Source organism: Kitasatospora sp. NBC_01266, from assembly GCF_036242395.1.
Classification (GTDB): Bacteria; Actinomycetota; Actinomycetes; order Streptomycetales; family Streptomycetaceae; genus Kitasatospora.
Window position 1 is genome coordinate 465,984 of record NZ_CP108458.1, and the last position, 26,224, is coordinate 492,207.

Annotated in this window: 31 protein-coding genes; 16 read left to right on the forward strand and 15 right to left on the reverse strand. The window is 73.2% G+C overall.

What is annotated here, in order from left to right; translation table 11 throughout:
- Positions 1-167: 167 nt before the first annotated feature.
- Entirely contained in the window at positions 168-1,535 is a 1,368-nt protein-coding gene (locus OG403_RS02065) for an MFS transporter (protein ID WP_329560899.1), read from the forward strand.
- A 146-nt stretch (positions 1,536-1,681) separates the two neighbouring features.
- Entirely contained in the window at positions 1,682-2,137 is a 456-nt protein-coding gene (locus OG403_RS02070; RefSeq protein ID WP_329560901.1) for a hypothetical protein, read from the forward strand.
- Positions 2,138-2,192: 55 nt separating this feature from the next.
- Here OG403_RS02070 and OG403_RS02075 read toward each other — a convergent pair whose 3' ends face one another.
- Positions 2,193-2,690: a universal stress protein gene (locus OG403_RS02075; protein WP_329560903.1), complete on the reverse strand. Its 498-nt coding sequence runs from the start codon at positions 2,688-2,690 to the stop codon at positions 2,193-2,195.
- A gap of 352 nt (positions 2,691-3,042) precedes the next feature.
- On the opposite strand from OG403_RS02075, the gene OG403_RS02080 reads away from it, so the two are divergent.
- Positions 3,043-3,867 (forward strand): GNAT family N-acetyltransferase, encoded by an 825-nt coding sequence (locus OG403_RS02080; protein WP_329560904.1) that lies wholly within the window; start codon positions 3,043-3,045, stop codon positions 3,865-3,867.
- A 24-nt stretch (positions 3,868-3,891) separates the two neighbouring features.
- On the opposite strand, the gene OG403_RS02085 is transcribed toward OG403_RS02080, so the two are convergent.
- Positions 3,892-5,586 carry a phospholipase gene (locus tag OG403_RS02085; RefSeq protein ID WP_329560905.1) on the reverse strand — a complete coding sequence of 565 codons (1,695 nt, stop codon included), beginning with the start codon at positions 5,584-5,586 and terminating at the stop codon, positions 3,892-3,894.
- Positions 5,587-5,831: 245 nt separating this feature from the next.
- On the opposite strand from OG403_RS02085, the gene OG403_RS02090 reads away from it, so the two are divergent.
- The gene (locus OG403_RS02090) at positions 5,832-6,881 is read left to right on the forward strand and encodes a TIGR03617 family F420-dependent LLM class oxidoreductase (RefSeq protein ID WP_329560907.1); all 1,050 of its coding nucleotides are present in this window, start codon (positions 5,832-5,834) and stop codon (positions 6,879-6,881) included.
- Between the two features lie 32 nt (positions 6,882-6,913).
- Here OG403_RS02090 and OG403_RS02095 read toward each other — a convergent pair whose 3' ends face one another.
- Positions 6,914-7,591, reverse strand: a complete 678-nt coding sequence (locus OG403_RS02095) for a hypothetical protein (protein ID WP_329560909.1) — start codon at positions 7,589-7,591, stop codon at positions 6,914-6,916.
- Positions 7,592-7,841: 250 nt separating this feature from the next.
- Between OG403_RS02095 and OG403_RS02100 the strand changes: the two genes are divergently transcribed.
- Entirely contained in the window at positions 7,842-8,660 is an 819-nt protein-coding gene (locus OG403_RS02100) for a DUF4118 domain-containing protein (RefSeq protein WP_329560911.1), read from the forward strand.
- Between the two features lie 21 nt (positions 8,661-8,681).
- Here OG403_RS02100 and OG403_RS02105 read toward each other — a convergent pair whose 3' ends face one another.
- A complete protein-coding gene (locus tag OG403_RS02105; RefSeq protein ID WP_329560912.1) occupies positions 8,682-8,954 on the reverse strand; it encodes a hypothetical protein in 273 nt (90 codons plus the stop codon).
- 54 nt (positions 8,955-9,008) lie between these two features.
- Between OG403_RS02105 and OG403_RS02110 the strand changes: the two genes are divergently transcribed.
- A complete protein-coding gene (locus OG403_RS02110) occupies positions 9,009-9,866 on the forward strand; it encodes a hypothetical protein (RefSeq protein WP_329560914.1) in 858 nt (285 codons plus the stop codon).
- A gap of 288 nt (positions 9,867-10,154) precedes the next feature.
- Here OG403_RS02110 and OG403_RS02115 read toward each other — a convergent pair whose 3' ends face one another.
- Positions 10,155-10,424: a hypothetical protein gene (locus OG403_RS02115; protein ID WP_329560916.1), complete on the reverse strand. Its 270-nt coding sequence runs from the start codon at positions 10,422-10,424 to the stop codon at positions 10,155-10,157.
- A gap of 272 nt (positions 10,425-10,696) precedes the next feature.
- On the opposite strand from OG403_RS02115, the gene OG403_RS02120 reads away from it, so the two are divergent.
- Positions 10,697-12,157, forward strand: a complete 1,461-nt coding sequence (locus tag OG403_RS02120) for a S1C family serine protease (protein ID WP_329560918.1) — start codon at positions 10,697-10,699, stop codon at positions 12,155-12,157.
- Positions 12,158-12,197: 40 nt separating this feature from the next.
- Here the strand turns inward: OG403_RS02120 and OG403_RS02125 are convergent, their stop codons facing one another.
- Positions 12,198-13,298, reverse strand: coding sequence for an LLM class flavin-dependent oxidoreductase (locus OG403_RS02125; protein ID WP_442910849.1), 1,101 nt, complete (start codon positions 13,296-13,298; stop codon positions 12,198-12,200).
- Positions 13,299-13,315: 17 nt separating this feature from the next.
- Positions 13,316-13,795, reverse strand: coding sequence for a DUF5994 family protein (locus OG403_RS02130; RefSeq protein ID WP_329560921.1), 480 nt, complete (start codon positions 13,793-13,795; stop codon positions 13,316-13,318).
- A gap of 307 nt (positions 13,796-14,102) precedes the next feature.
- Here OG403_RS02130 and OG403_RS02135 point away from each other — a divergent pair, with 307 nt between their 5' ends.
- The 3 genes from OG403_RS02135 to OG403_RS02145 all read left to right on the forward strand — a co-directional run bounded on the left by OG403_RS02135 (position 14,103) and on the right by OG403_RS02145 (position 15,303).
- Positions 14,103-14,522 (forward strand): CBS domain-containing protein, encoded by a 420-nt coding sequence (locus OG403_RS02135; protein ID WP_329560923.1) that lies wholly within the window; start codon positions 14,103-14,105, stop codon positions 14,520-14,522.
- A 64-nt stretch (positions 14,523-14,586) separates the two neighbouring features.
- A complete protein-coding gene (locus tag OG403_RS02140; protein ID WP_329560924.1) occupies positions 14,587-15,105 on the forward strand; it encodes a PadR family transcriptional regulator in 519 nt (172 codons plus the stop codon).
- Positions 15,106-15,144: 39 nt separating this feature from the next.
- Positions 15,145-15,303, forward strand: coding sequence for a hypothetical protein (locus tag OG403_RS02145; RefSeq protein ID WP_329560926.1), 159 nt, complete (start codon positions 15,145-15,147; stop codon positions 15,301-15,303).
- Positions 15,304-15,334: 31 nt separating this feature from the next.
- Here the strand turns inward: OG403_RS02145 and OG403_RS02150 are convergent, their stop codons facing one another.
- The 3 genes from OG403_RS02150 to OG403_RS02160 all read right to left on the reverse strand — a co-directional run bounded on the left by OG403_RS02150 (position 15,335) and on the right by OG403_RS02160 (position 17,412).
- The gene (locus OG403_RS02150) at positions 15,335-16,750 is read right to left on the reverse strand and encodes a PLP-dependent cysteine synthase family protein (RefSeq protein ID WP_329560928.1); all 1,416 of its coding nucleotides are present in this window, start codon (positions 16,748-16,750) and stop codon (positions 15,335-15,337) included.
- Positions 16,751-16,800: 50 nt separating this feature from the next.
- Positions 16,801-16,932, reverse strand: a complete 132-nt coding sequence (locus OG403_RS02155) for a hypothetical protein (protein ID WP_329560930.1) — start codon at positions 16,930-16,932, stop codon at positions 16,801-16,803.
- 117 nt (positions 16,933-17,049) lie between these two features.
- The gene (locus OG403_RS02160) at positions 17,050-17,412 is read right to left on the reverse strand and encodes an SHOCT domain-containing protein (protein WP_442911040.1); all 363 of its coding nucleotides are present in this window, start codon (positions 17,410-17,412) and stop codon (positions 17,050-17,052) included.
- 339 nt (positions 17,413-17,751) lie between these two features.
- On the opposite strand from OG403_RS02160, the gene OG403_RS02165 reads away from it, so the two are divergent.
- The gene (locus OG403_RS02165; RefSeq protein WP_329560933.1) at positions 17,752-19,359 is read left to right on the forward strand and encodes an MFS transporter; all 1,608 of its coding nucleotides are present in this window, start codon (positions 17,752-17,754) and stop codon (positions 19,357-19,359) included.
- Between the two features lie 285 nt (positions 19,360-19,644).
- The gene (locus OG403_RS02170; protein WP_329560934.1) at positions 19,645-20,295 is read left to right on the forward strand and encodes a DedA family protein; all 651 of its coding nucleotides are present in this window, start codon (positions 19,645-19,647) and stop codon (positions 20,293-20,295) included.
- A gap of 58 nt (positions 20,296-20,353) precedes the next feature.
- Here the strand turns inward: OG403_RS02170 and OG403_RS02175 are convergent, their stop codons facing one another.
- Entirely contained in the window at positions 20,354-20,743 is a 390-nt protein-coding gene (locus OG403_RS02175; RefSeq protein ID WP_329560936.1) for a transglycosylase SLT domain-containing protein, read from the reverse strand.
- 544 nt (positions 20,744-21,287) lie between these two features.
- Here OG403_RS02175 and OG403_RS02180 point away from each other — a divergent pair.
- Positions 21,288-21,455 (forward strand): hypothetical protein, encoded by a 168-nt coding sequence (locus OG403_RS02180; protein WP_329560937.1) that lies wholly within the window; start codon positions 21,288-21,290, stop codon positions 21,453-21,455.
- Between the two features lie 124 nt (positions 21,456-21,579).
- On the opposite strand, the gene OG403_RS02185 is transcribed toward OG403_RS02180, so the two are convergent.
- From OG403_RS02185 to OG403_RS02195, 3 genes are all read right to left on the reverse strand, one after another.
- Complete coding sequence (locus OG403_RS02185) at positions 21,580-21,969, reverse strand: DUF302 domain-containing protein (RefSeq protein ID WP_329560939.1); 390 nt, start codon at positions 21,967-21,969, stop codon at positions 21,580-21,582.
- Between the two features lie 25 nt (positions 21,970-21,994).
- Positions 21,995-22,261: a metal-sensitive transcriptional regulator gene (locus tag OG403_RS02190; RefSeq protein WP_329560941.1), complete on the reverse strand. Its 267-nt coding sequence runs from the start codon at positions 22,259-22,261 to the stop codon at positions 21,995-21,997.
- Positions 22,262-22,327: 66 nt separating this feature from the next.
- A complete protein-coding gene (locus OG403_RS02195; RefSeq protein ID WP_329560942.1) occupies positions 22,328-23,137 on the reverse strand; it encodes an endonuclease/exonuclease/phosphatase family protein in 810 nt (269 codons plus the stop codon).
- Between the two features lie 57 nt (positions 23,138-23,194).
- On the opposite strand from OG403_RS02195, the gene OG403_RS02200 reads away from it, so the two are divergent.
- The 3 genes from OG403_RS02200 (at position 23,195) to OG403_RS02210 (ending at position 25,529) form a co-directional block, all read left to right on the forward strand.
- Positions 23,195-23,698 (forward strand): hypothetical protein, encoded by a 504-nt coding sequence (locus OG403_RS02200; protein ID WP_329560943.1) that lies wholly within the window; start codon positions 23,195-23,197, stop codon positions 23,696-23,698.
- A 170-nt stretch (positions 23,699-23,868) separates the two neighbouring features.
- Positions 23,869-24,924: a sensor histidine kinase gene (locus tag OG403_RS02205; RefSeq protein ID WP_329560944.1), complete on the forward strand. Its 1,056-nt coding sequence runs from the start codon at positions 23,869-23,871 to the stop codon at positions 24,922-24,924.
- Complete coding sequence (locus OG403_RS02210; protein WP_329560945.1) at positions 24,921-25,529, forward strand: response regulator transcription factor; 609 nt, start codon at positions 24,921-24,923, stop codon at positions 25,527-25,529. Before OG403_RS02205 ends, OG403_RS02210 begins: the two co-directional genes overlap by 4 nt.
- Here OG403_RS02210 and OG403_RS02215 read toward each other — a convergent pair.
- Positions 25,524-26,132 (reverse strand): hypothetical protein, encoded by a 609-nt coding sequence (locus tag OG403_RS02215; protein ID WP_329560946.1) that lies wholly within the window; start codon positions 26,130-26,132, stop codon positions 25,524-25,526. The genes OG403_RS02210 and OG403_RS02215 overlap by 6 nt on opposite strands.
- Positions 26,133-26,224 lie beyond the last annotated feature (92 nt).

A 26,224-nucleotide genomic window follows, 5' to 3' on the forward strand; every position in this document is an offset into this window, starting at 1 on the left:
GGGCAGCTCCGGTTCGGCGCGTTTTTCCTGGTCACCTGAGGGTCCCCGGGAAATCGGAACCCATCCGTGCTCCACTCCAGCAGCAGGACGATGGCATCATGGCGGATCGCATCGCCGTCCGTTTGGGACGCCCCACGCGATGTCCTGATCGAGCACGGAGCCTGGTTTTGCCCAATTCTGTTCGCGATACGGTGGCCCCCGCGGCCGCCCCCGCCGATCTCCGGCGTGTCCAGCGCGGCTGGTACCTCAACGACTGGGCCAACGCGGCCTTCTCGGCGACCGTCCTGACCGTCTTCCTGGGCCCGTACCTGACGGACGTCGCCACCAAGGCCGCGGACGCGCACGGCGACGTCCACCCGCTCGGCATCCCGGTGCGGGCCGGCTCGTTCTTCCCGTACACCGTCTCGGCCTCGGTGCTGCTCTCGGTGGTGGTGATGCTGCTGGCCGGCGCCGCGGCCGACCGCACCGGCAAGCACAAGACCCTGCTGGGCGCCTTCGCCTACGCCGGGGCGGCGGCGACCGTCGGGATGTTCTTCCTGAACGGCGACCGCTACCTGCTGGGCGGCGCGCTGCTGGTGGTGGCCAACATCTGCTACGCGGTCTCGGCGGCGCTGGCCAACGCCTTCCTGCCGGGGCTGGCGGCGCCGGCCGAACGGGACTCGGTCTCCTCCAAGGGCTGGGCCTTCGGTTACGCGGGCGGCGGGCTGCTGCTGGTGCTCAACCTCGGGCTCTTCCTGGGGCACAGCGCGCTGGGGCTCTCCTCCGGGACGGCGGTGCGGCTCTGCCTGGCCTCGGCGGGCCTGTGGTGGGCCGCCTTCACGATCTTCCCGATGCTGCGGCTGCCCCAGCGGCCGGCCACCGCGCCCATCGCCCGGCCGGTGGACGAGCACGCCGGCGGCACCCTGCGCGAGCTCGCCGGGACGCTGCGCGGGATGCGGCGCTTCCCGCTCACCCTGCTCTTCCTGGCCGCCTTCCTCTGCTACAACGACGGCATCCAGACCGTCATCTCGCAGGCCTCGCTGTTCGGCAGCGAGGAACTGCACATGGGGCAGACCACGCTGATCGCGGGCGTGCTGCTGGTGCAGATCGTGGCGATCGGCGGCGCGCTGCTGCTGGGACGGATCGCGAAGCGGCACGGCGCCAAGAAGACCATCCTGGGCTCGCTGGTCGCCTGGGTGATCACGCTGGCCTTCGGCTACCTGATGCCGGCGAACCAGCCGATCTGGTTCTACGCGCTGGCCGCCGCGATCGGTCTGGTCCTCGGCGGCAGCCAGGCGCTGTCGCGCTCGCTCTTCTCCCACCTGATCCCGGCCGGGCGGGAGGCGGAGTACTTCAGCCTGTACAAGATCAGCGACCGGGGCACCAGCTGGATGGGCCCGCTGGTCTTCGGCCTGGCCTTCCAGCTGACCGGGAGTTACCGGGTGGCGATCATCTCGCTGCTGGTCTTCTTCGCGATCGGCTTCGCGGTGCTGCTGCGGGTACCGGTCCGGCGGGCGATCGAGGCGGTCGGCAACGAGGCACCCGAGGTGCTCTGACCGGGGACAGCGCGAGCGGCGGGTGGCGGGCGAGGAGCCCACCGCCCGCCGCTCCGTTTTCGCTCCCGCTCCGTTTTCCACCCCGGGTGGGACGAAAGGGCGGTATCGGTCACCTGGTCGGCCCGCAGCGCGTAGCGTGACCCGGTATGGCAGACGATGGCTCCGAGCTGACTCGGGATGAAGTCCTGCGGGCGCTGGCGGCGTTGGAGGCCGGCTGGCAGCACGACGAGCACGCGCTGGCGGTGCTCGGCGAACGCCGGGGGGACGAGCGGACGCTGCCGGCGCTGCTCGCCCTGTACGGCGAGCGGACCCTGCGCGCCCTGCTGACGCTGGCCGTCGGCGGCCAGGACGGGCTCTCCTCGCAGCAGGCCCTGGACGCGGCGGAGGAGCTGGACCGCAGCGTGGTGGGCCGGATCAGCGGAGTGCTCGGCGAGGCCCTGGAGTCCTGGGCGCAGGCGGCCGGTGACGACAGCTCGGCGGCCGGGCAGATCGCCCGCACGGTGATCGGCGCCATCGCGGCGGTCAGCCAGGACGCCGAGGGCGACGACGTGCTGCCGCTGATCGCCGCCCTGCGGGCGCAGACCCTGCGCGAGTCCTGCTGATCGGGCGTCGGGAAAAACGGGCGTCGGGCACCCCGGCGGGGTGCCCGACGTGACGTCAGGCCGCCATCGCGAAGTGGCCGCGGCCGCGGCGCGGGTTGCCGGTGGTGGGCTCGGTCTCGGCCGGGACGGAGATGACCGCGCAGGTGGCGCGGGCCAGGCAGTAGCGGCTGACCCTGGCGAAGAGCGGGCGCAGCAGGCCGCGGCGGCCGGTCCCGACCACCAGCAGGTCATCGGCGCGGTCGGCGATCTGGAGCAGCGCGGGGCCGACCTCGCCCTGGATCACCACGGGCGAGACCCGCAGGTTCGCCGGGTAGCCGCCGAAGGCCTCGGCGAGGGCCTGGTCGAGGCGGGCCTGGGCGGCCTGCGCCCAGGCGGCGGCGAGCGGCGGGCAGGGGTGGGTGCGATAGGCGCTCTCGCCACCGACCGGGGTCCAGGCCATCACCGGCACGAGTTCGGCGCCGCGCCGGGCCGCCTCCGCCGCAGCGCGCTGCAGGACCGCCGCGCTGCGCCGCGAGCCGCTGACGCCGACGATGACCCGGGTGGACTCGGCCATGATGAGCTGCACTTCCCTCAGTTGTGGGACCGCGGTCTCCGCTGATCCTCTGTTTATCAGGCGTGCTGATCCTATCGCCTTGTATTCCTAGGTCAAGTGGCGGGGCTCGGCACAGATCCATAAGACATCACCCGGGCCCTGCCTTCGGTTCCTCTTGACGCCTCCTTGACGCCGGGCGCCCGTCCGCTAACAGGCTCCTAACGCCGCCTCCGACCTGCGCCGTTCTGCCCGACGGCAGCTCCACCGCCGCCGGCGACCCGGATCGGCAAGGATCCGTCAGAGCGCTGCCCGCGGCCGACAGGGATTCGTCAGGAGCCGATCGCCGCCGGGGCCCGCCCGGTTCACTGGGGCGATGTCCCACCGCCCGCTGTCGACCGCGCCGCTCAGGAGTACCCCGACCCGCACCCTGCTGCCGCCGCCGGATGTCCCGCTCCCCCGCCACGGCCGACCGCGCACGCCGGCCCGCTGGTTCCTGCCGGAGCAGCCCGGCCCCGGCACGCTGGCCGCGCATGTGCTGCTCACCGGACGCGGCTCGCTGTGGACCGACCAGCCCGCCGCGCCCCGGGTGGCGGTGGCCGCCTGCGGTCCGTACCGGGTGCTGCGCGGCGACCCCCGGCTGCTGCCACGCGAGCTCCTCGCTCCGCTGGAGCGCGGGCAGTTCAGCGCGCCCGACCGCTTCCTGCCGCTGCTCGGCCGCAGCTTCAGCACGGTCACCCCCTGGGTGCGGCTGGTCTGCACGCAGCAGCACCGGCCGCGCCGCCGTCCCGTCCCGGCGGGCGTGCGGCTGCGTCCGCTGACCCGGGCGGACGCGGACCTGCTCGACGCCACCGGAGCGGAGTTGCGCTGGGTCACCGAGACCTGGGGGTCGAGCCGGGCGCTCGCCTCGTCGGGTGGCGCGTGGGGCGCCTTCGTCGACGGGCGGCTGGTCGCACTCGCGGCCGGCCACCTGCGCGGGCTCGCCCACGAGGACCTGGCGGTGGCCACCGTCCCGGAGTTCCGCCGAGCCGGTCTGGGCCTGGCCTGCGTACTGGCCGCCGCGACGGCGGTCCGCCACCGCGGCAAGCTCCCCAGCTGGACCGCGCCCCGGTCCAACGGACCCAGCCTGGCACTGGCCGAGGCGGCCGGCTTCCGGCCGGTCCGCGAGGAACTCGCCTACTGGGTCGGCCCGGCGGTGTGAGCGCCGGTCCGACCGGTGCGGCGGTCAGGCCGAGCAGAGCCCCCGGGTGTAGTCGACCGTCGCGGCGGTCTGCGAGTACTGCCACTCGGGGGTGAGCAGTTGGGCGTCCAGCTGGGCGGCGGCCGTGCGGTCCTCCGTCACATAGCCGAAGTCCTGCAGCCAGGCCGGGTAGAGGTTCTTGGAGCCGAGGTAGAACGCGGCGCCGTCCACCGAGACCAGCTTGTGGTGCAGCGCGTACGGGTGGCCGTCGGCCCAGGTGTCGCCGGGCGCCGCGCGGAAGGCGGCGAGCTGGAGGTTCTGGCACATGGTGGCCTTGGCGCCGGCCCGGTCCTGGCCGGTGGCCGCGCTGATCCGGTCCAGCAGCACATCGCTCACCTCGGAGAGCGACTTGATCTGCGAGTAGCCGCCACTGCCGACCGCGCCCCGGTTGGCCGGGTCGCTGACCACGATCCGCACCTTCACGCCGGCGGCGAGCTTGGCCGCCAGGGTGTCGTAGAGCCGGGCGTCGTAGCGGGGCAGCGGCGGGCAGGTGCCGTTGAGGTCCTGCTGCGATATCTCGATGTGGCTGGTCGCGCTGGCGACCAGCGCGCGCAGGGCGCTCTCCTCGGGGTTCACCGTGGCGTAGTCGCGGTCGGCGTTGGTGTGGTCGGGCAGCTTGATCGGGCCGCAGGAGGTGGCCGGGCTGCCGGTCGGGCTGACCGGGCTCGGCTGGAAGGCCGAGGCCGGGTCGACGCTCTGGATGCCCACGCCCAGGCCGCCGACCGCGATCACCGGCACGCTGCCGGTGGCGGCCGGGGTGGCCGGGTTGGCGTCCTGCTCCAGGGTGGCCAGGCAGCCGGCGCCGTTCGAGGCGGCGAACCAGGCCGCCGAGAACGGGCCGCTGTTGCGGCAGGTCCAGCTCCACAGGGTGTCCAGGTAGCGGCCGGCCGTCGCGGCGGCGGGGCCGGTCAGCGCGAGGTCGGCGTCGGTGACCGGGTGGCCGGTCTCCAGGTAGTCGGCCTTCCAGTCGTTGATGCCGCCGGTGATCACGCTCTGCCCGTCGACCACCAGCAGCTTGGCGTGGTTCCAGGAGAAGGCGGTCTTCGCGGTGGTCATCGAGGCCACGTTGAGCGTGACGGAGTCGGCCGCGTCGCCCAGCTTGCCCACCAGTTCGTCCCGGTAGGAGGTGGGCAGGGCGGTGATGTTGTAGAGCGGGGCGGCGCCCACCAGGATCCGCACCTGGATCCGGTGCCCGGACGCCACCGCGGACTTGAGCCCGGCCACGATGGCGTCCTCGAAGGCGCCGTTCGGCAGCGGGGCGAGCGAGGAGATGTCGACCGTGCGGGTGGCGGCGGCGATGTTGGCGGTCATCTTCGCCAGCAGCGCCTGGCTGCCCGGACGGTCGGCGCAGGACGGGTCGCCCCAGCAGCCCGGCGTCTGCAGCAGCCAGCCGCCCGGGTCGCCGGCCGGGGCGTCCAGCGCGTTGCCCGCGGTGCGCTGCCAGACCGTGCCCTCCAGTCCGGGCGAGACCTGGCGCAGCACCTGCTCGACGGCGTCCAGGTGCGGGGTCGAACTCGAGGCCGAGGCGGGGGCCGGGGCGGGGGCCGCCGGGGTGGCGGCGTCGCCGGGCGCCGCGGCGAGCGCTGGGGTGGCCGACGCCCCGGCGAGCAGCAGGGCGAGGGTCAGGACGGTCCGCGCCGGACGGCGGGACGGGCGGGCGGCGGCCCTGGAGAGCGGCATCGTGAGGATCCTTCAGGTAACTCGGAACATTTGTTCACCGAAATAACTCGCTCAAGCTACTGGCCGGTTACCCAACGTTTCGACAACTCCTGGCCCGATCCAGCCGATCGGCGGGGGAAGTCCCGCCGATCGACGGGTGTCGGGCCGGGCTGCCGCGCCCCTCCCCGGCCCCGCATGGCAGGCTACGAGGCCAGCACCGCCGCACCCCCGCACGCCGCCGCACCCCGCATCAGGAGCCGACCCCCATGGACCGCCCGAGCGCCACCTTCCGCCTCGACGCCCCCGCCAGCGCCGATCCGGCGGGGATCCTGACCGCCGCCGCCGCGGCCGAGGAGTGGGGCATGGACCGGCTGCTGGTCGCCGAGACCGCCTACGACCCGTTCCTCCAACTGGCCCGCGCCGCCGACCGGACCAGCTCGATCGAACTGGCCACCGGCGTCGCGGTCGCCTTCGCCCGCACCCCGATGACCCTGGCCTACCAGGCCTGGGGCCTGCACGCGGCCAGCGGCGGACGGGCCGTCATCGGCCTGGGCTCACAGGTCAAGCCGCACATCGAGAAGCGCTTCGGGATGCCCTGGGACCGCCCCGCCGCGCGGATGAACGAGTACGTCCACGCGGTGCGGGCGATCTGGCACAGCTGGCAGACCGGCGAACGGCTCAGGTTCCGTGGCGACTTCTACACGCACACCGTGATGACCCCGGTCTTCGCCCCCGACCCGATCCCGGCCGGCCCGCCCCGGATCCTGCTGGCCGGGGTCGGGCCGCTGATGACCCGGACCGCCGGCGCGGTCGCCGACGGTTTCGTCAGCCACCCCTTCACCTCCGTCGCCTACCTGACCGAGCAGGTGCTGCCCGGGGTGACGGCCGCCCGCGCCCAGGCCGAGGCCGAGGGCGCCCCGTGGACCACCCGCCCCTTCGAGATCGCCGGCAACGTGCTGACCGCCACCGGCCGCACCGAGGAGGAGCTGCGCGCCAACCTGGCCGGCGTCCGCGAACGGCTGGCCTTCTACGCCTCCACCCCCGCCTACCGCCCGGTGCTGGCCCAGCACGGCTGGCTCGAGCTGCACGAGGAACTGCACCGGCTCTCGCTGCGCGGACGCTGGCAGCAGATGGCCGACCTGATCGACGACGAGGTCTTCGCCGCCTTCGCCGTCACCGGAACCGTCCCGGAGGTCGCCCGCGAAATCCACCGCCGCTACGCCGGCCTGGTCACCCGCCTGTCCGTCAGCCTGCCCGACCAGGCCGACCCCGGACTCGGCCTGGAGGTCCTGGCGGCGGTGCGGGAGTTGGGGTAGCCCCCGCTCCGCTCGCACGACAGGCCCCAGGCCTACCGGCCCGGTTCGCGCTCCGCCACCAGCCCCTGGGACACCGCCGCCGCGTGCAGGGCGGCGCTCACCGCGCGCACCGAGGCGAGCAGCGAGGCCGCCGAGGTCCAGCCGCCGGAGCGCCAGAGCAGCAGCGTGGAGCCCTCGACCCGCCAGCTGCACGGTTCGGGGGTGCCGCGCAGCAGGTCCAGGCCGGACGTGGAGAGGACCGTGCGCACCAGGCGCGGGTCGGTGGCGTGGACCTCGAAGTGGCTGTCGAACCAGCCGTCGCCACTGCTCAGCCGGTCGCCGGAGAGCGGGACGAGGACCCGGGTCGAGTGGAAGACGGGCTCGTGGCGCACCTCGATCCGCGACTCGACCGCCTCGGGCAGCCTGACCAGCACCGCGCCGTAGAAGTGCGTCGAGCCGTTCTCCCGGCAGCGGTAGCCGACCGAGGTCAGCGGCAGGCCTTCGAGGCTGCCGGTCACCTCGCTCACCAACCGCTGCGCGCTGCCGTAGTGGAACGGCGGCCCGGCCAGGTCGGGGCCGTCGCCGCTGCTCGGCCGGAACCCGTGACCTGCGGTCAGCTCCTCGGCGATCGCGCCGGTGCGGCGCCGGTCGAGGACCGGACCGATCCGGGGCGCGGTCAGCACCAGCGCGACCAGCGCGACGAAGAGCACGATCGGGACGATGACGCCCATGGCGCCTCCCCTGGTTGAGAACCCGTCGGCAATGCCGCCCGGCACCCGCCGGGGCATGCGCGACCTTCACGCCGACCAGACTTCCCGGCACACCGCCACTGACAGTACCGATTGGTGGACGAAGCGCAAGGGTGCCCGGGGGGCTCCGGAGGCCGGTCGGCATGGACAGCGCAAGGATCGCGTCAACGCTGGCGCGTGCCGCTTGCGCGCCGCGGCAGGCCTGCTACACCAGAGAGCAGGAGGTGCAACGATGCGCCGCAGTCCCAGTCGCCACACGCCCGTTCTCCGTGGTCCCAGTTGGGTCTCGTACTGGAACCTGGACCGTTATGTCAGCCGGGACCGGCTCGCGCTGATCGCCGCCGTGCTGGTCCCGACAGCGCTCTGCGCGATCCTGCTCCCGTTCCGCGGCAGCATGGCCAACACCAATGTGGCGCTGCTGCTGGTCGTGGTGGTGGTCGCGGTGGCCGCGCTCGGTCGGCGGCTGGCCGGGGCGCTGGCCGCGGTGGTCGCGGCGCTCGGCTTCGACTTCTTCTTCACCCGTCCGTACGAGCAGTTCGCGATCAGCAAGTCGGCCGACCTGACCACCGCCGTGCTGCTCCTCGCGGTCGGCCTGGCGGTCTCCCAACTGGCCGTCCGGGCACGTCAGTTCCGGGTGCTGGCGATCACCGACGCCGGCTACCTGGCGCAGATCCGGGACACCGCGGTACTGGCACGCAGCGCGAACTCGGCGCTGACCGTGGTCGACCAGGTCCGCGACCAGCTGGTCGGGCTGCTCCAACTGCGGGGCTGCCGCTTCGAGTACGGCTCGCTGCTCGGCCACCCGCCGCGCCTGGAGCACGACGGCTCGGTGCTGGTCGGACACCGGCTCTGGGACGCCGACCGGCTCGGGCTGCCGGCCGAGGACGTGGAACTGCGGATGTTCGGCAACGGCAAGTACATCGGCCGCTTCATGCTCGAACCCACCCCTGGCACGGTGCCATCCCTGCAGGCCCGGCTGGTCGCGGTCACCCTGGCCGACCAGGCCGGAGCCGCACTGGACTCGCTGCACCGGCCGGTGCGGGCGGCCTGAGGCGGTCCGTCCCACCGAGCCCTACAGTCCCCGCAGTTCCACCACCACGGTCCCCAGGTGCCGGCCCTCGATGACCTCGAGCAGCGCGTTCGGCGCGTTCTCGATCCCGGCCACGCGGACCTGCGGGAAGGTGATCTCACCGGCGCGCAGCCAGTCGCCGGACCGCTGGAGCCACTCGGCGTGCGCCTCGGGGTCGTCGTCGGCGCTGTAGCCGCGGATGGTGATCCGCTTCAGCAGGAGCTGGACCCCGTCCAGCTCCACCGGGGCCGTGCGGCCGGGGCCGTGCTGCGCCAACTGCCCGGCGGACCTGACGTCCTGTCACCCGGGGCGGTCTGCCAAGCTGTGCCGGTGACCGAGATAGCCGGGCAGCCGCCAACAGCAGCACCGTCGCCGCAGCAGACCCAGCCCCAGCGGACCCAGCCGCAGTCGCAGCCGAAGGCGCGCCGGCAGTTCGTCCCGCTGGTGGTCACAACGGCCGCGCTCGGCATCGCGCTGGTGCACGTGCTGCGACCCGACCTGAAGATCGACACCATCACCGTGGTGCTGCTGGTGGTCGCCCTGCTGCCCTGGCTGGGCACGCTGATCGAGAGCATCGAGTTCCCCGGCGGCGGCAAGGTGCAGTACCGCCAGCTGCGCGCGGAGACGGCGGAGGCCCGGCACGAGGCGGACGAGGCCCGGCAGGAGGCCGGCGAGGCCGTGCGGACCGCGCTGGCGGCGGTCAGCGCCCAGGCGCCGGCCGAGCAGGTGACGATGGCGGACCTCGAACGGCTGGCCGCCCGCTACACCGAGCTGCGGCAGTCGATGCCCGGCGGCTCGGCCCGCACGGCCCAGGTGGACCGGCTCTTCGGCACGATGATGGTGGTCACCCCGCGGGTGGCCGACTTCGACCTGCTGGCCGCCCTGCGCTCCACCGACCCCGGCCTGCGCCTGGCCGCCTACGCCTGCGTGTTCGCCGAGCCCGAGGCCGCGCTCACCCGTTCGGCCGAGCTGCTGCCCGAGCTCGTCGCCGCGCTGACCGAGCGCGAGCCGTTCGGCAGCAGCCGGTACTGGGGCGCCCGTGCCCTGGACGCGGTCACCGACGTGATCGACCCCGCCACCCTGCCGGCCGGCCTCGGCCGCCGACTCACCGGGCCACTGGCCGAACTGCCTGCGGAAAGCGCCCGGGCCGCGACGCTGCGACGGGTGATCGCCAAGCTGGCGGGCTGAGAATCCGGCACCGGTGTGCCGGGGGCGCGCGACCCGTTTCCCCCGGACGCGCGCCCCCACCCCATCACCTGGCCGCCGATGGTGGTCACCGAAACCGGTGCAGCTTCATCGGCGTGGCACCGCCTCGGTCCCCCACGGACGGGGCGGCGCCTTACCTCTCGACCAACGTAGGCGCCCCCTGATCGGTTCCCGGGTTTCCTGATGCTCCCTTGTCGCCCGGCAAGCCGATCTTGACGGTTCGCTAGCGGGCCGTGCCCGGGGCGCCGCCGGCACGCTGTCGGGGCGCCGTCAGCGCACGACGGGCCGCTGGCCCCCGCCTCCTTCGTGGTGCGCGATCCAGCGGGCCAGCCACCCCAGCACCGCCAGCACCGTCACGCCCCAGACGATCGAGAAGAGCACCAGCACCCAGAGGGTCTCCACCTGTGCCCCCACCAGGCCGAGCCCCATCGACACCCCGACCAGCCACAGCACCGCCCAGGTCGGCGCCTGCGCGATCGACTGCACCACATCACGGAACGGATGCACGTTCTGCGAGTCACGCTCGAGACGCTCCGCCATCACCGCCACCTCCTCCGCTCGCACGGCCTTCGGCGGTCTCCGGCGGTTTGCCGGGGATCACCGGCTTCCATCGTCCCCCCGCCCGTCCCGGGCCGCCGCCGGAGGGACGGGCGGCGCCGGAGGGACGGTCGGCGCCGGGAAGGGCAGCGGCGCCGACCGTCCTGATGGTTGGCTGATGGTTAAAGGACAAGCTCATCCTCAGCTCACGTACTTCAAGGCGTTTGCTCGCATGATGGAGGGAAGCAGAACTCGCTTCGTCTGGTGGGGCCGACATGAGCGCAGATCAGGGACCAGCAGAACCGGCCGGGCCCGGTGGCACGGACCACGGCGGCCAGCAGAACCACGACAGCCAGGGCGGCGTCCCGCCTGAGGCGCGGCACGGCGACCACCGCACCCCGCACTGGAGCTGGGGCCCGCCGCCGCAGCCCGGTACCGCGATCCCGGGTGCGCCACCGGTTCAGCCGCCGGCGTCCGGGTATCCGTACGGGCCGGTGCCGCCACCACCCCCGTATCCGCCCGGTCCGATGCCCCCGGCGTACTACGGCTACCCGCCGGTACGGCGGCGTCCGCTGCGCACCTCGCTGGTGCTGGCGGCGGTGCTGGCGCTGGCCGTGGGTGCCGGGATCGGCCTCGACCAGGCGTTCTGGCAGAACTCCTCGTCCGCCGGCCCCGCGCCGTCCAACCCGATGGCGCCGTACGTCCCGCCGGGTTCGGGCGGGGGCACCGGCACCACCGGGGCGAGCGGGGTCGCCGGCAAGGTCGATCCCACGCTGGTGAACATCAACGTCACGATCGGTTACCAGGGTGCCCAGGCGGCCGGGACCGGCATCGTGCTCAGCTCCAACGGCGAGATCCTCACCAACAACCACGTGATCGACGGCGCCACCGCGATATCCGCGACCGATGTCGGCAACGGCCGTACCTACACGGCGACGGTGGTCGGCTACGACCGCACCGGCGACCTGGCGGTGATCCAGCTGAAGGACGCCTCCGGGCTGGCCACCGCGAAGCTGGGCGACTCCTCGAAGGTGTCCGTGGGTGACACGGTGACGGCGATCGGCAATGCCGGCGGGACCGATCAGACGCCGACGGCGGCCGCCGGCAGCGTGACCGGGCTCGACCAGGCGATCACCGCCAGCGACCAGGCGAGCGGGACGTCCGAGCAGCTCACCGGGATGATCCAGGTGGACGCGAACGTGCAGCCCGGCGACTCCGGCGGCTCGCTGGTGAACTCCTCCGGTGCCGTGATCGGCATCGACACGGCCGGTTCCGACGGCTCCGGCCAGCAGCAGGCGGGCACCCAGGGCTTCGCCATCCCGATCGACACGGCGGTGCCGCTGGCCGCCCAGATGATGGCCGGCAAGGCGAGCACGGATGTGCACATCGGGCCGACCGCCTTCCTCGGCGTGGAGGTCGCGACGGATTCGGGCTCCGGCTCGGGCAACGGTGGCTCCAGCGGCGGCGGTTCGGGCGGCGGCGGTTCGGGCAACGGCGACTCGGGCAACGGGGTGCCGATCGCCGGCGCGGTCCCGGGCTCGCCGGCGGCGCAGGCCGGACTCGGCCAGGGTGACGAGATCACGGCGGTCGACGGGCACACGGTGCTCGACCCCGATGCGCTGACCGGCCTGATGGCGAGTCAGACCCCCGGCAACCAGGTGACCGTCCAGTGGACCGACGCCGGCGGCGCCTCGCACAGCAGCACGGTCACCCTGGTCAGCGGACCGGCCGACTGAGTGCGCTGACCACCGGCGGGCCTGGCACCGACTCCTGACGTCACGTCAGCTGCGGTGCCAGGCCCGCCGCTTCGGCGAGCAGCCGGTAGGAGTCCAGCAGCGCCGTCCGGTCGTGGGCGTGCGTGGTGACCAGGAACTCGTCGGCGCCGGTGCGCTCCAGCAGGGCGCGCAGTTCGGCGACGGCCTGCTGCGGCGTCCCGGCGATCTGGCCGTCGAGCGCTTTCTGGTAGGCGGCGCGCTCGCGTGCGGTCATCGACCGGGCCTGGATCTCCGGGACCGGGGCGAGCGGCGGGAACTCCCCGTGGGTGCGGGCGAAGGCGCTGGACCAGGCTTCGGAGATGAGCAACTCCCGTGCCGCCTCGACGGTTTCGGCGACCGCCACGTTGCCCGAGACGACCACGTAGGGCCGCGCGGCCTGCCCGGAGGGGCGGAACCCGGACCGGTAGCGGTCGATGGCGGCCAGCATCGCGTCCGCCCCGCGCAGTCCCCCGATCACCAGCGGCAGGCCGGCCTCGGCGGCGAGGTCGGCGCCCGCACCGGTGGCGAGCACGAAGGCGGGCACCCGCAGGCCCTCGGCCGGGCGCACGTGCACCTCGGGGCGGGCGCTGCCGCTGGTGTCGAAGTAGCCGAGCAGCTCGGCCAGTTGCTCGGCGAAGTGGTCGGCGGCGTCCTTGTCCCGGCCGAGCGCGCGCCGGATGCCGTCGGTGAACGCCACCGAGCGGCCGAGCCCCATGTCGATCCGGTCGGGATAGAGCGAGGCCAGCACCCCGAACTGCTCGGCCACGATCATCGGTTGGTGGTTGGGGAGCATCACACCGCCGGTGCCGACCCGGATCCGGCTGGTCGCCGCCGCCACGGCCGCCGCGAGCACGGTGGGCGCGGAGCCCGCCACCCCCGGCACGCCGTGGTGCTCCGCGACCCAGAACCGGTGGTAGCCGAGCCGCTCCGCCTGCCGCGCGAAGGCCACCGTGTCGCGCAGCGCCTGCGGCGGGTCCTCGCCCTGCCTGGTCCGCGAGCGGTCCAGCACCGAGAGCCGAAGGGGACCCGTCCCGGCAGTCCCGGCAGTCGCGGCGGGCACAGCACTCTCAGGAGTCGCAGCGGTGTTCACGCAGGCGGGAACGCCCGCCGGTGTCGGCGGCATTCCCGGTGGGCCACGGGTCAGCCCGGCCGCTCCGCCTGGCCCGACTGATCCGCCTGGCCCGATTGATCCGCCTGGTCCGCCTGGTCCGCCCGGTCTGCCTGGTCCGACCAGGAGAGCAGTTCGGCCGCCGAGGCGTGGTTGCCGGTGCGGGCGGCGGCGGCCATGGCGGCGACCGCGACCTTCGGATCGGTGCGGGGTGGCACCACCAGCAGCAGGACGTGGTCCTGGGTGCCCGTGGTCAGGCTGATCGTGTCGTCGCCGGCGGTGACCCGGGCGACCCTGACCAGCAGCCCGTTCGCCGCCACCTCGCGGGGCACGGCGTCCCAGGTCACGGTGTCCAGGCCGACCTTCAGGATCGGGCCGAGGTGCGCGCTGAGCGCCGTGATCATGTCGGGCAGTTCGGCCCGCAGGTTGGTCGACCGGGGCCACCAGGCACCGTCGAACATCCCGGTGTGTTCCTGGGTCGGCTCGAGCGCCAGGCGCGGCAGCGCGGGCACGCCGAGGCCCGGCCAGGGGCCTCGGGAGTAGGGAGGAGGAAGGGAAACCGGCGTCATCGGGTGCCGCCCGCCCGGTCCGTGCGCGGGACCGATCGTGACCCAGGGCGACACCGGCGCGAGTGCCGGTGTGCGACATGTCCTCGGTTACTGCCACGGTACTCCGCGCGACCGGGGCCGCGATCGCCGCGGAGTAGGCTGGATTCATCCAGGGCACCTCGTATCCCGGTCACTGTTCCGGCCTCGTTCTGGGTGAACGACAGTTCCGGGCGACCGGCGAAGCCGCCCGGGGGCAGGCACTGGTGACGTCATGACCATTCACCAGACTCGGTCGGACGCGGGCGGCCTCACGGTCGCCGACGCTATGGAACCGTTCGAGTACCAGATCTCCGACGACAGCACGGTCGATCGGGCCAACGACATCTTCGGCAGTGCCCATGTGAGTTACCTGCTGGTGCGCGACCACAACGGTCGCTGCGAGGGCGTGGTGACCCAGATCGGTCTGCACTCCTTCCGGACCGGCTCCTGGTACAACGAGTTCACCCCGGTGAGCGACACCGCGCACCAGCGCGGTCCGTTCGCCTGGCCCGGGATGACCTTGGGGCTGGCCCGAATCGCCATGCAGATCAAGCGGTTGGCGGTGTGGCCGGTCATCGACGAGGACGGCTACACCGTCGGCATCCTCACCGCGGACCGCGTCCGCGGCCTGCTGGCCGCACCGGCGGCGTGACCGGCGACCCGGCTGCGCCGGGCAACCGCCGCAGCCGGGCGCGTCGGCGCGATAACGTCACGGCATGGCTGACACCCGGCTGACCACGCCCTCCTTCCTCGTCCTCGGCATCATCGACGCACTCGGCGAGGCCAGCCCGTACGACGTGAAGGTCGAAGCCGCCCGCACGGTGGCGCCGTTCTGGGCTATGCCGCACGCCCAGGTGTACGCACAGTGCGACCGACTCGCCGAGGCGGGCCTGCTCTCGGAGGTCCGGCAGGAGGGCGGGCGCAACCGGCGCCTGATGAAGCTGACCGACGCCGGGCGGACGGCGCTGGCCCAGTGGCTCGCCGATCCCACCTTCGTGCCGGTGGAAGCGCGCGAGCGCGGCATCCTCAAGCTCTGGTTCGGCGGGCGGCCCGAGGTGCTGGCTCCCGAGCAACTCACCGAGCACCGCCACACCTTGACGAACTACGAGGAACTTGCTTCCAGCGTAGGCGAGTTGCTGACCCGGGGCCAGCGCGAGGCGTTGGAGTTCGGGATCCGCTACGAGCGGATGATGGTGGACTTCTGGCAGTGGGTGGCGCAGCGCGGCGAGTCGTGACCCGGACGCGGTGACCCGGGCGGGACCGCGCTGCCGGGCGTGGCGCTCGCCGTCGCGCTGGTGCTGGGCGTGCGCGGCGCGCAGGTGCGCTGGGCGTCCGGTCCGGGGCTGTCGCTGGTCACGCTGGTCGGCGGGCTGCTGGTGGCCGGGCTGGTCGGGCAGCTGCTGCTGGCCCGGCGGCCGGCGGCGGAGCGCTGAGGCCCGCCACCGGCCGACCACCGGCTACCGACTAACCGAGCAGCGCGCGCAGTTCGGCCGAGCCGAGGAGGCCGACGCCGTGCCCGTCGTGCACCACCACGGCGGTGTCGAACCCGCTCGCGGTCAGCTCGGCGAGGGCCTGCGCCGCGGCCTCGCCGGTGCCGAACCTCGGCAGCGGGGCCGCGAGGTGGTCGCGGATCGGATCGCCGGGCGCGGCCTTGCCCTGGGCCACGGCGGTCTCCAACTGCTCCAGCGAGAGCGCGCCGATCAGTTCCAGCGCGGTCGGCTGACGTCCCGGCGCGACCGGGGCCGGACCGGCCGGCAGCACCGGCTCGGCGCCCTGGGCCGCCCGGGCGCGCAGCGCGTCCAGCGCCTGGGCCACCGTGCCGCGGTGGTCCAGGTAGGGCAGCGGGTGCTCGCGCACCGCCGCCGGGACGGCGTCACCCACCAGCGGCCGGCCCCGGTCGCCGTCCAGGAAGCCGTTGCGCAGCATCCACTCGTCGTTGAAGTACTTGGACAGGTACTGCCGCCCCGAGTCCGGCAGCATCACCACCACCAGTTGCTCGGGCCCCAGTTCGGCGGCCACCCGGAGCGCCGCCGTGACCGCGGTGCCGGAGGAGCCGCCGACCAGCAGGCCCTCCTCGCGGGCCAGTCGGCGGATCGTCAGCAGTGCGTCGCGGTCGGCGATCGGCAGGATCTCGTCCACCACCTCGCGGTGGAAGGAGACCGGCCAGGTGTCGTCGACCGTCTCGGGGTGGCGGAACCGCCCGGCGGCCTCCACGAAGTAGGGGCGTCCGTCGCCGCCGGAGTAGACCGAGGAGGCCGGGTCGGCACCGATCACCCGGACCGCGTCGCCGCTGGCCTCCTTGAGGAAGCGGCCGGTGCCGCTGATCGTGCCGCCGGTGCCCACGCAGGAGACCAGGTGGGTCACCCGACCCTCGGTCTGCCGCCAGATCTCCGGTCCGGTGGTCCGGTAGTGCGCGTCAGGGTTGGCCGGATTGTCGTACTGCTGGGCGAACCAGCCGCCCGGGGTCTGCTCGGCGATCCTGCGGGCGAGGTTGACGATGTGCTCCGGGTCCTCCAGCGGCAGCCCACCGGGGCGGACCACCACCTCGGCACCGTAGGCGCGCAGCGTGGCGATCTTCTCCGCGCTGCTCTTGTCCGGCAGCACCACGATGGTCCGGTAGCCCTTGGCCGCGGCCACCATGGCGAGCCCGGCCCCGGTGTTGCCCGAGGTGGCCTCGACCACCGTCCCGCCGGGCCGCAGCGCCCCGGACCGCTCGGCCTCCTCGATCATGCGCAGGCCGGGCCGGTCCTTGACGCTGCCGCCCGCGCTCAGGTACTCGAGCTTGGCGTAGACGGGGGCGGTCCGGCCGTCACCGGGCGTGCGCAGGCGCACCAGCGGTGTGTTGCCGATGAGTTCGAGCAGGGATTCATGAGCGTCCATCCCCGCAGACTATCCGCAGGCCGCGAACCGGGACCGCCCCGGACGGACCGTCAGGCCGGCGCCCCGACCCCGCTGCCGGTGCTGGCGCTGGTGCTGGTGCCGGCGCTGCTGCCGAGGTCCTGGGCAAGCCGGGACCCGAGGCCGGCGGCGGGGATCACCGCGCGGCGGATGGTCTGGGGCATCGAACGTCTCCCGTGGTTCGGCGGACGGACGCGCCGGGTGGCGCAACTGTGCTCGACGCTACCAAGGTTGACTGATGCTCAGGCGAGCAGCGCCCGGGCCTGGCCGGCCGCGGCAACTCAGGCCAGCACCTTGCGCTTGGCACTCTGGTACTCCTCCTCGGTCAGGTCACCGTTCTTCTTGAGCTCGGCGAGCCGGGCCAGGGCGTCCACGTGGCCCGCCGAGCCACCGTCCGTGCTGCCGGCCGCCTGCTGGATGTAACTGCGCATCTCCTGCTCGGCATCCATCGAGCGCTGGATCTCGCGGGCCCCCATGCCCTTGCCCCGCGCGATCAGGTAGACGATCACGCCGAGGAACGGGACCAGGATCAGGAAGATCGACCAGCCGGCCTTGCCCCCGCCGCTCACCGAGTCGTCGCGGAACAGGTCCCCGAACACCCGGAAGAGCAGGAAGAACCAGAGGATCCACAGGAAGACCCACATGGTCGTGAAGAAGATGTCGAGCAACGGATAGGAGTTCACGATGTGCCTCCGGAACTGGGGCCGCCCGCCACGGGTCGACCACGACAGGCGCGAAGCACGGATCCACGGCCGGACGGCTCGGGCCCGACGAGCCACCGGGCACGCCGGGAGTCGCCGATCGCGTCTCTTCGGCTTCTCCCTTCAGCCTCCTCCCCTTCGGGCGGTCGGCAAGGCAGGGCCGGACAGGGGGCCGGACAGGTGGGCCGGACGGCCACCTCGAGCACGCTACGCAGCACAGTGATCACCCGCTGCTACGGTTCCGGTGTTGTCGACGCGAGTTGAGCGGGTTGAGGAGACGCGGTGAACCGCTGGAGAGCGCTGATCGTCCTGGGGACGGCACAGTTCCTGATGGTGCTGGACGCCTCGGTGATGAACGTGTCGATCAGCCAGCTGGTCAAGGACTTCAACACCGAAGTGACCGCGATCCAGGCGGTGATCACCCTCTACACCCTGGTGATGGCCGCCTTCATGATCACCGGTGGCAAGCTCGGCGACATGTTCGGGCGCCGCCGGATGTTCATCGTCGGGCTGATGATCTACGGCGTCGGCTCCGCGCTGACCGCCGTCGCGCCCACCCTCTGGGTCCTCGCGCTCGGCTGGTCGGTCATCGAGGGCCTCGGTGCGGCCCTGGTGCTGCCCGCGCTCGCGGCCCTGGTCGCCGGCGCCTACCAGGGCCGCGAGCGCGCGACCGCCTACGGGGTGATCGGCGGGCTGGCCGGTGCCGGGATCGCGGTGGGACCGCTGCTGGGCGGCTGGCTGACCACCTACCTGACCTGGCGGCTGGTCTTCGCCGGCGAGGTCGTGCTGGTGCTGGCCATCCTGGCGCTGATGGGCTGGATCCAGCGGGAACCGGCGCCGAAGCAGCACCCGCCGCTGGATGTGGTCGGCACCGTGCTGTCGGTCGTCGGGCTGGCGCTGATGGTGCTGTCGGTCCTGCAGAGCGGCACCTGGGGCTGGCTGCAGCCGCGCAACCCGCCGTTCACCGTGCTCGGCTACTCCCCCACGCTGTTCGTCCTCGCGCTGGGCGGCGTGATCCTGTGGGTCTTCTGCTGGTGGGAGCAGCGGCAGGAGCATCCGCTGATGCGGCTGGGCCTCTTCGGCATCCCGGAGCTGCGGTCCGGGCTGCTCATGCTGTTCAGCCAGAACCTGGTCCTGCTGGGCCTGTTCTTCGTCATCCCGCTCTATCTGCAGGTGGTGCAGGGCCTGGACGCCTTCCAGACCGGGCTGCGCCTGCTGCCGGTGTCGATCACCATGCTCGCCGCCTCGCTCGGCGGGTCGCGGCTGGGCAGGTTCGCCTCGCCGCGCACCGTCGTGCGGGTCGGGCTGCTGGTCCTGCTGGTCGCCACCGTCTGGCTGATCGGCACGATCAAGCCGTCGCTGGACGACGTGTCGTTCGCGCTGGCCATGGCGCTGCTCGGGCTCGGCACGGGGCTGCTCGCCTCGCAGCTGGGCAACGTGGTGCAGTCCAGCGTCGGCACGGCGGATCGCAGCGAGGTCGGCGGGCTGCAGTACACCGCGCAGAACCTGGGCTCCTCGGTGGGCACGGCGCTGATCGGGGCGCTGCTGATCGGCGCCCTGGCGACCGCGTTCACCAACGCGATCACCGACCATCCGGCGATCTCGGACCAGGTGCGCCAGCAGGCCGGGATCAAGATGGAGGCGGGGATCCAGTTCGTCCCGGCGGACCAGGTCGCCACCGCGCTGGCCGGCAGCGGGGTGCCGCCCGAGGAGGCGGCGGCGCTGGTCGACTCCTACCGCGACGCCCAGCTCGCCGGGCTGAAGGCGGCGCTGCTGGCGGTCGCCGTGATCACGCTGGCGTCCTTCAGCTGGACCGGCCGGCTTCCTGCGAAGCGGGCGGCGGGGGAAACGGCGGAGGAAACGGCGGAGGGAACGGCGGAGCCGGGCTAAGGGGCGCGCCTTCCTGGTGGCGCGCGCCCGAACCCGAGGGGAGTCGGATTTCCGCGTCCGGGCGGGCCAAGCAGCGCCGCCGTTCCAGCAGCCCCCGCCAGCACCCCGCCGCCGGGCGGGCGGATCGGCCGCTGAACCGCATCGGTTCGGGATTCACTCGCCGGAGTGAAGCGGGGGTCGGTTTCACCGGGGCAGCCGGCGGCCTGGTCGGCCCGATGTCAGGCCCCGGCCGGACCCGCGGGTCTACAGTGGGCAGAAGATCACGCGGCCGGGCGGGGGTGACGGATGACCTCGGCACTCAACCTCACCAGCGGCTCCTCGCTGCTCGCCGCCTACGGCGCGCTGGCGGTGCTGCTGGTGACGTTCGTCGAGGCCGGTCTGCTGGTGGTGGGGTTCTTCGTCCCCGGCGACACCCTGCTCTTCCCCGCCGGGGTGCTCTGCGCCTCCGCCCCGACCGCCGCCGAGCACCACGGCCCCTACCTCACGCTCTGGCAGGTGCTGCTCTGCGCGGCGGTCGGGTCGATCGCCGGCGCCCAGTTGGGGTTCCTGATCGGGCGGCACGGCGGACAGGCGCTGCTCTCGCGCAGCCGCAGCGCCCGGTTGAAGAGCGCCGCCGCCCGCTCCGAGGAGCTCCTGGAGCGCTACGGCCGGCGCAAGGCCATCGTGCTCGGCCGGTTCATCCCGATGGTGCGCTCGGTGCTCGCGCCGCTGGCCGGGGCACTTCGGGTGCCGGTGCGGACCTTCACCGTCTGGCAGGTGGTCGGCGGGCTGCTCTGGACGCAGACCACGATCCTGGCGGGCTACGCCCTGGGCAAGTCGGTGCCGGGGATCGACAACTACCTGCTGCCGGTGGTGCTGGCGCTGGTGGTGCTGTCGGCGCTGCCGCTGCTCTTCGCCAAGCGCAGGAACGGCACGAGCACGCGGCCCGACCGGTGAGGGTCGGGCCGCGTGCTCGGTTGGCTACTGCTGGTCAGTCTGCGGCGACTGCCCGATATCAGTAGTTGTGGTGGACCTGCCAGTAGGCCCAGGCCTGGTTCGGGCTGCCGTAGCGGGAGTTCATGTAGTCGTAGGCCCACTTGATCTGGGTGGTGGGGTTGGTCTGCCAGTCGGCGCCGACCGAGGCCATCTTGCTGCCCGGCAGGGCCTGGGCCAGCCCGTAGGCGCCCGAGGACGGGTTGGTGGCGGTCACGTTCCAACCGCTCTCGTGGGAGATGATCTGGTCGAACGAGGCCAGCTGGTCGCCGGGCACGATGCTCGCGGCGATCGACTGCGGGGTGTCGGCGAACGCGGCGCTGGGGGCCACGGCCATACCCAGGCCGGCGAGACCGGCGGCGGAGGCGAGAAGAGCGGCGGACTTGCGCATGCGGGTGGAGAACACGGGCATGGGGAGTTCGACCTCAATCAGGTGGGGGGCGCCACCATCCCCCGTCACGACCACGGGCACGCCACGGCGTGGCCTCACGGTCAGGGGATGCGGCACCAGGCGACCCCGCGCAGTGCGGGGGCCGGACGGAATCCGCAGCACCCGGAGGACCCGGGGACCGCGGCTGGCGACTTAGCCATTGTTAGCGGGGCCCAAGTGCCCCGCCAAGACCCCCTATTACGACGCCGCGTCGTAGCGAAGCCGCCTCGCTCGACCGTCCGAGAAGCGCCGCTACCCCCCGCAAATCACCCCAAACCATCCCTTTCCGGACACCCGGTCGGTGGCCTGACCTGCGCAGACACCGACACCGGCGGCAACCACCCCACCCGCACCGCCGACGGCCCCGCCAAACCCCCGATTCGGGCAACGACCCCGCGTAGTAGACGCCGGAGCCGCGTGAGCACCGTCACCAGCCGACCCTGCCGACTGTCCGTTTTGAGGTGATCTGGGGCACTCGAAAATACCCGGTGGGGTATGCTGCGAGGAGCCGAGAGAGGAGCACACCGTGTGCCGACGCGTTACCTGCCGCAACTGCGGCAAGCTCACCTATGCCGGATGCGGCATGCACGTCGAGCAGGTGCTGGCCGGAGTCCCCGCCACCGACCGCTGCGGCTGCGATCGCGGCAGCCAGAAGTCCGGGTTCAGCCTGCGCCGGCTGTTCGGCCGCGGCTGACCGCGGCACGGACACCGAGAGAGCGGTGCGGACACAGAGAGAGGTGACGCGACCCGTTCCGACGGGTCACGTCACCTCTCTCCAGCGTTTCTCACTACCCCTCCAGGGCCGGCCCGCGCCCGGGTCAGGCCCGCAGGGCGTCCAGCGCCGCGCGCAGCCGGGTGGCGGCGTCGTCGGCGACCGGCGCGAGCTCCGGCCGTCCGGTCAGCTCGACCATGACCTGCGGGTCCATCGCCTCCACCACCGTGCGGCCGTCGGCGGTGCGCACCACCACGTTGCACGGCAGCAGCAGCCCGATCCGGCGGTCGACGCCGAGTGCGCGGTGCGCGAGCGGCGGGTTGCAGGCGCCGAGGATCAGGTAGTCCTCCAGCTCCTCGCCGAGCTTGGCCCGCAGCGTGGCCTGCACGTCGATCTCGGTCAGGATGCCGAAGCCCTGCCCCGCGAGGGCCGCGCGGACCCGCTCGACGGTGTCGGCGAACGGCAGGTCGAGGGTGACGGTGATGCCGTAGTCCATGAATTCCTCCAGTCGACGGGTGGCCTCACGCCAGCGTCAGGAACAGCTTCTCCAGCTCGGCCTCGCTCATCGGCGGCGCCTCGCCGTCCGCCGCGGCCATGCACTGCCGCATGCCGCTGGCGACGATCTTGAAGCCCGCCCGGTCCAGTGCCCGGGAGACCGCGGCGAGCTGGGTCACCACGTCCTTGCAGTCCCGCCCGGCCTCGATCATCGCGATGACACCCGCGAGCTGCCCCTGGGCCCGGCGAAGCCGGTTCAGCACTGCGCCAACCGCGTCGTCGTCGACCTGCACGAGCCACCTCCTGGGGAGAGAACAGTGCCTTCCACTGTACCCCCTGGGGTATCCGGCACCGGCGGTTCAGCGCTGCTCCGGTCCCTGGTCGGTCGGCCGGATCCGCAGTTCCACCCCGATGCCGACGTGGTCCGACAGGTACTCCATCCGCCCGTCCGCCAGCCGCACCCGCTCCCGCAGCACCAGCTCCGCCCGCGCCTCGACGGCGAGCGCGGGCGGCACGGAGAACAGGACCTGGTCGATGGCCGGCGGCTCGGGCCACCGCGGCGTCGGCCGGAAGGTCGGCTCCCGATCGCCGGCCAGGGCATCCCGCAGCCCGCTCGCGCGGACGAACTCGCCGTACGTCGAGGAGTCGCGCGGGACGTTGAAGTCCCCGGCGACCACCAGCGGGGTGCCGGGCCCGGCCGCCCGCACGACGCGACCGAGCTGCCGCAACTCGGCGGCCTCGACCCGGGTGTAGCGGTTCTGCGGGGACCAGTCGTCGTCGCGGTTGGCGCTCAGATGGGTGTTCACCACCGTCAGCCGCAGGTCGCCGACCTGATGGTGGGTCAGCAGCGCCCCCTTGAGTATGACCCACTCGCGGCGGACCGGCCGGGCGGGCCGGAAGAGGCTGAACTGCCGCCCGGTGAGCGGCAGTCGGGAGAGCGTCACCAGGCCGCCCCGGATCATCGGGAAGACCGGTGCGTATCCGACCTGGCGGTAGGAGGTGGCGACCTCGCGCAGCGCGCCGAGGTTGCGCGTCGACATCACCTCCTGCAGGCAGACGATGTCGTACTCCGAGCGCTCCAACACCGCGCCGAGCGCGCGGAGTCTGGCCCGGGCGCTGCCGCGGAAGAGCGTGTTGAACGTCAGTAGCCGCACGGTGGTGGGTGACATGGGCCGAGCGTAGGGCCGGCGACCGACAGGCCGCATGACAAATGTCATGGTGCGGTGATGGGCGATCTCACTGCCCTGGCCGGGGCCGTGCGAACCACCATGGTTGACATGAAGGTCGACAGCACCACCACCACGAACGGCGGCACGATCCGCCGCGAAGAGCTCCACCACCCGGACCGGCTGCGGGCGTTGCGCACGGTGGCGCTGCTGCTCGGCGCCTTCCTCGCGACCAGCGCCTGCACCCTGGTCACCATCGTCCTGCTCCGCCACCACACCACGCTGGTGACCGCCGCCGTCTGGATCCGGGGCGGCTTCGCCCTCGGCAGCGCCGTGGTCTCCTACGCCCTCGCCGTGCGCGCCACCGCCGGCTCACGCGCGGCCTACCGCCGGCTGCGGATCGTCTCGGCCGTGATGCTGATGGCCATCGTCACCATCGTCTCGCTCCCCGGCACCTTCCCGCTCTGGCTGAAGATCGAGCAGGGGTTCTGCGGCCTGCTGCTGCTCGGCGTTGTCGTGATCGTCAACGGCAGGCAGCTGCGCACCCTGTTCGCCGCCCGATGAACACCACCCGCAGCCGCGACCGGGCCGCCCCGCAGGCGGACCCGGGCGCGGCTGCCCGCTCGGCCGGAACCTGCGGTGCTACCTTGATCCTCATGGAGGACACCGGGACGGAGCCGGTGAGCGGGGGGCCGCAGGGTGACCCGGCGCGTTGGGCTCGGGGTTGGCGACGGATGCTGCTGTCGGGCGGCATGCTCGCCTATCCGGCACTCTCGCTGGTCGGGGTGGCCCAGTACTCGACCGGCGCCGGCGCGATCGCCGGGTACGCGATCGCGGCCGTCTTCGCCTGCTGCTACGTGCTCGCGGTCCTGTACGCCGACCGCAGCACCCCGTCCCGACGGTGGTTGCTGCTCACTGTGATGACCGCGCTGTTCATCGCCCAACTGCCGTTCGCCAGGGAGTTCGCGTTCTTCCTCGCCACCGTCGTCGTCTGCTACGCCGCCCTCTTCCACCGGCGGCACGCGGTGGCGATCGTCGCGGCCGGTGCGCTCAGCGCGATTCTGCTGCCCCTGGCGGTCCGTCCGTGGCACAGCGGGCCCGCGTGGTTCCAGGCGGTCGCGCTGGTCTTCACGGCCATGGCCGTGAGCGCGTTCGCCGAGATCGCCGCCGCCAACTTCGCGCTGCTGGAAGCCCGCGCCGAGGTCGCCCGGCTCGCCTCGGAGGCCGAACGGACCCGGATCGCCCGCGACCTGCACGACCTGCTGGGCCACTCGCTCACGGTGATCACGGTCAAGAGCGGCCTGGCCCGCCGGCTCGCCGCGACCGACCCCGCGCGCTCGCTCCAGGAGATCACCGAGGTCGAGGGCCTCTCCCGGCAGGCGCTCACCGAGGTGCGGGCCGCCGTCTCGGGCTACCGGGAGGTGACCCTGGGCAGCGAACTCGCCCGTGGCCGGGAGCTGCTGCGCGCCTCCGGCATCGTCGCGGACCTGCCCAAGGCCACCGACCAGGTCCCCGCCGCCCACCAGGAGCTGTTCGGCTGGGTGGTGCGCGAGGGCCTGACCAACGTGGTGCGCCACGCGCGGGCCGACCACTGCACGGTCACCCTGTCGGCGCTGGAGGTGGAGATCCGCGACAACGGCGTGGGCGGTACGGCCGGTGCCGGCAACGGCCTCACCGGGCTGCGCGAACGGGTCGCGGCGGCCGGCGGCACGGTGGCGGCCGGACCGCTGAGCCCGCACGGCTGGCGCCTGCTCGTCTCGCTCAAGCCGCCGACGGGGAAGGCGACATGACGATCCGTCTGCTCCTCGCCGACGACCAGGCGCTGATCCGCACCGCACTCTGCGCGCTGCTCGACCTGGAGGAGGACTTCGAGGTCGTGGCCGCCGTCGGCCGCGGCGACGAGATCGTCGACGCGGCGCGCGAACACCGGCCCGACGTGGCGCTGCTCGACATCGAGATGCCGGGCCTGGACGGCCTGACCGCCGCCGCCGTGCTCGCCGCCCAACTCCCCCACTGCCGGGTGGTGATCCTGACCACCTTCGGGCGCGCGGGCTACCTGCGCCGCGCGATGGAGGCGGGCGCCGTCGGCTTCGTCGTCAAGGACGCGCCCGCCGAGGCGCTCGCGGACGCCATCCGCCGCGTGATGAACGGCGAGCGCGTGGTCGACCCCGCGCTGGCCGCCGCGACCCTGGCCGCCGGCGACTCCCCGCTCACCGCCCGCGAGCGTGACGTCCTCAACGTGACCCGCTCGGGCGCGAGCGTGGCCGAGATCGCCGCCAGGCTGTACCTGTCGGAGGGCACCGTGCGCAACTACCTGTCGGCGGCGATCGCCAAGACCGGGACGGGCAACCGGATGGCGGCCCTGCGGGTGGCGGACGAGCGCGGCTGGCTATAGGGACCCGAGCGCGGGCAGGGTGCGCATCCACGCGTCGAACAGGCCCAGGTCGTACCGCTCCCGCACGGCCGGGCCTGGGGCCTCGGCGGGCCACTGCCACGCCACCCGGCCGGGGTCGACCGCGTCGAGCGCTTCGTACCACTCGCGCAGCGGCTCGGCCAGCCGGGCGTTGGTCTCGAAGTTGCGGCGGCTGCGGGTCGGGTCGCCGGCTCGGCGGCGGCGCAGCTCCGCGAGCGGCGAGAGCTGACAGACGATCAGATCGGCCATGCCAAGCCGGTGTTCGGCCATCACCTCGCGCGCGCAGCCGAGTTGTGCCAGGAAGGCCGCCGGGGACGCCAGGCCGGCCCGGGCCAGGCACCAGGCGAAGTGCAGTTTGAGCGGATCCGTGTCGCAGACGGCCAGGCCGGTGGCCGCCTCCGCCCGGCAGGCCTGCGACCAGCGGTCGGCATTGCGCTCCGTCCAGAACCGGCCGGCCGCACTCGGCGAGGCACCGACCGGGGGAACCGTGCCGCCCGGGGTCTCGGGCACCACCGCCGGTTCCTCGAACGTCCGGCAGTAGCTGGTCTTCCCCGCCGCGCTGGGGCCCTCGACAACCAGGATCATGGTCGACCAGTATGCCGCTCCCCGCACGCCTCCGGTTCCCCGGCCGCCACTGCGCTCCCGGCACCGAAGCGAAGTTCACCCAGTGGCCGTTC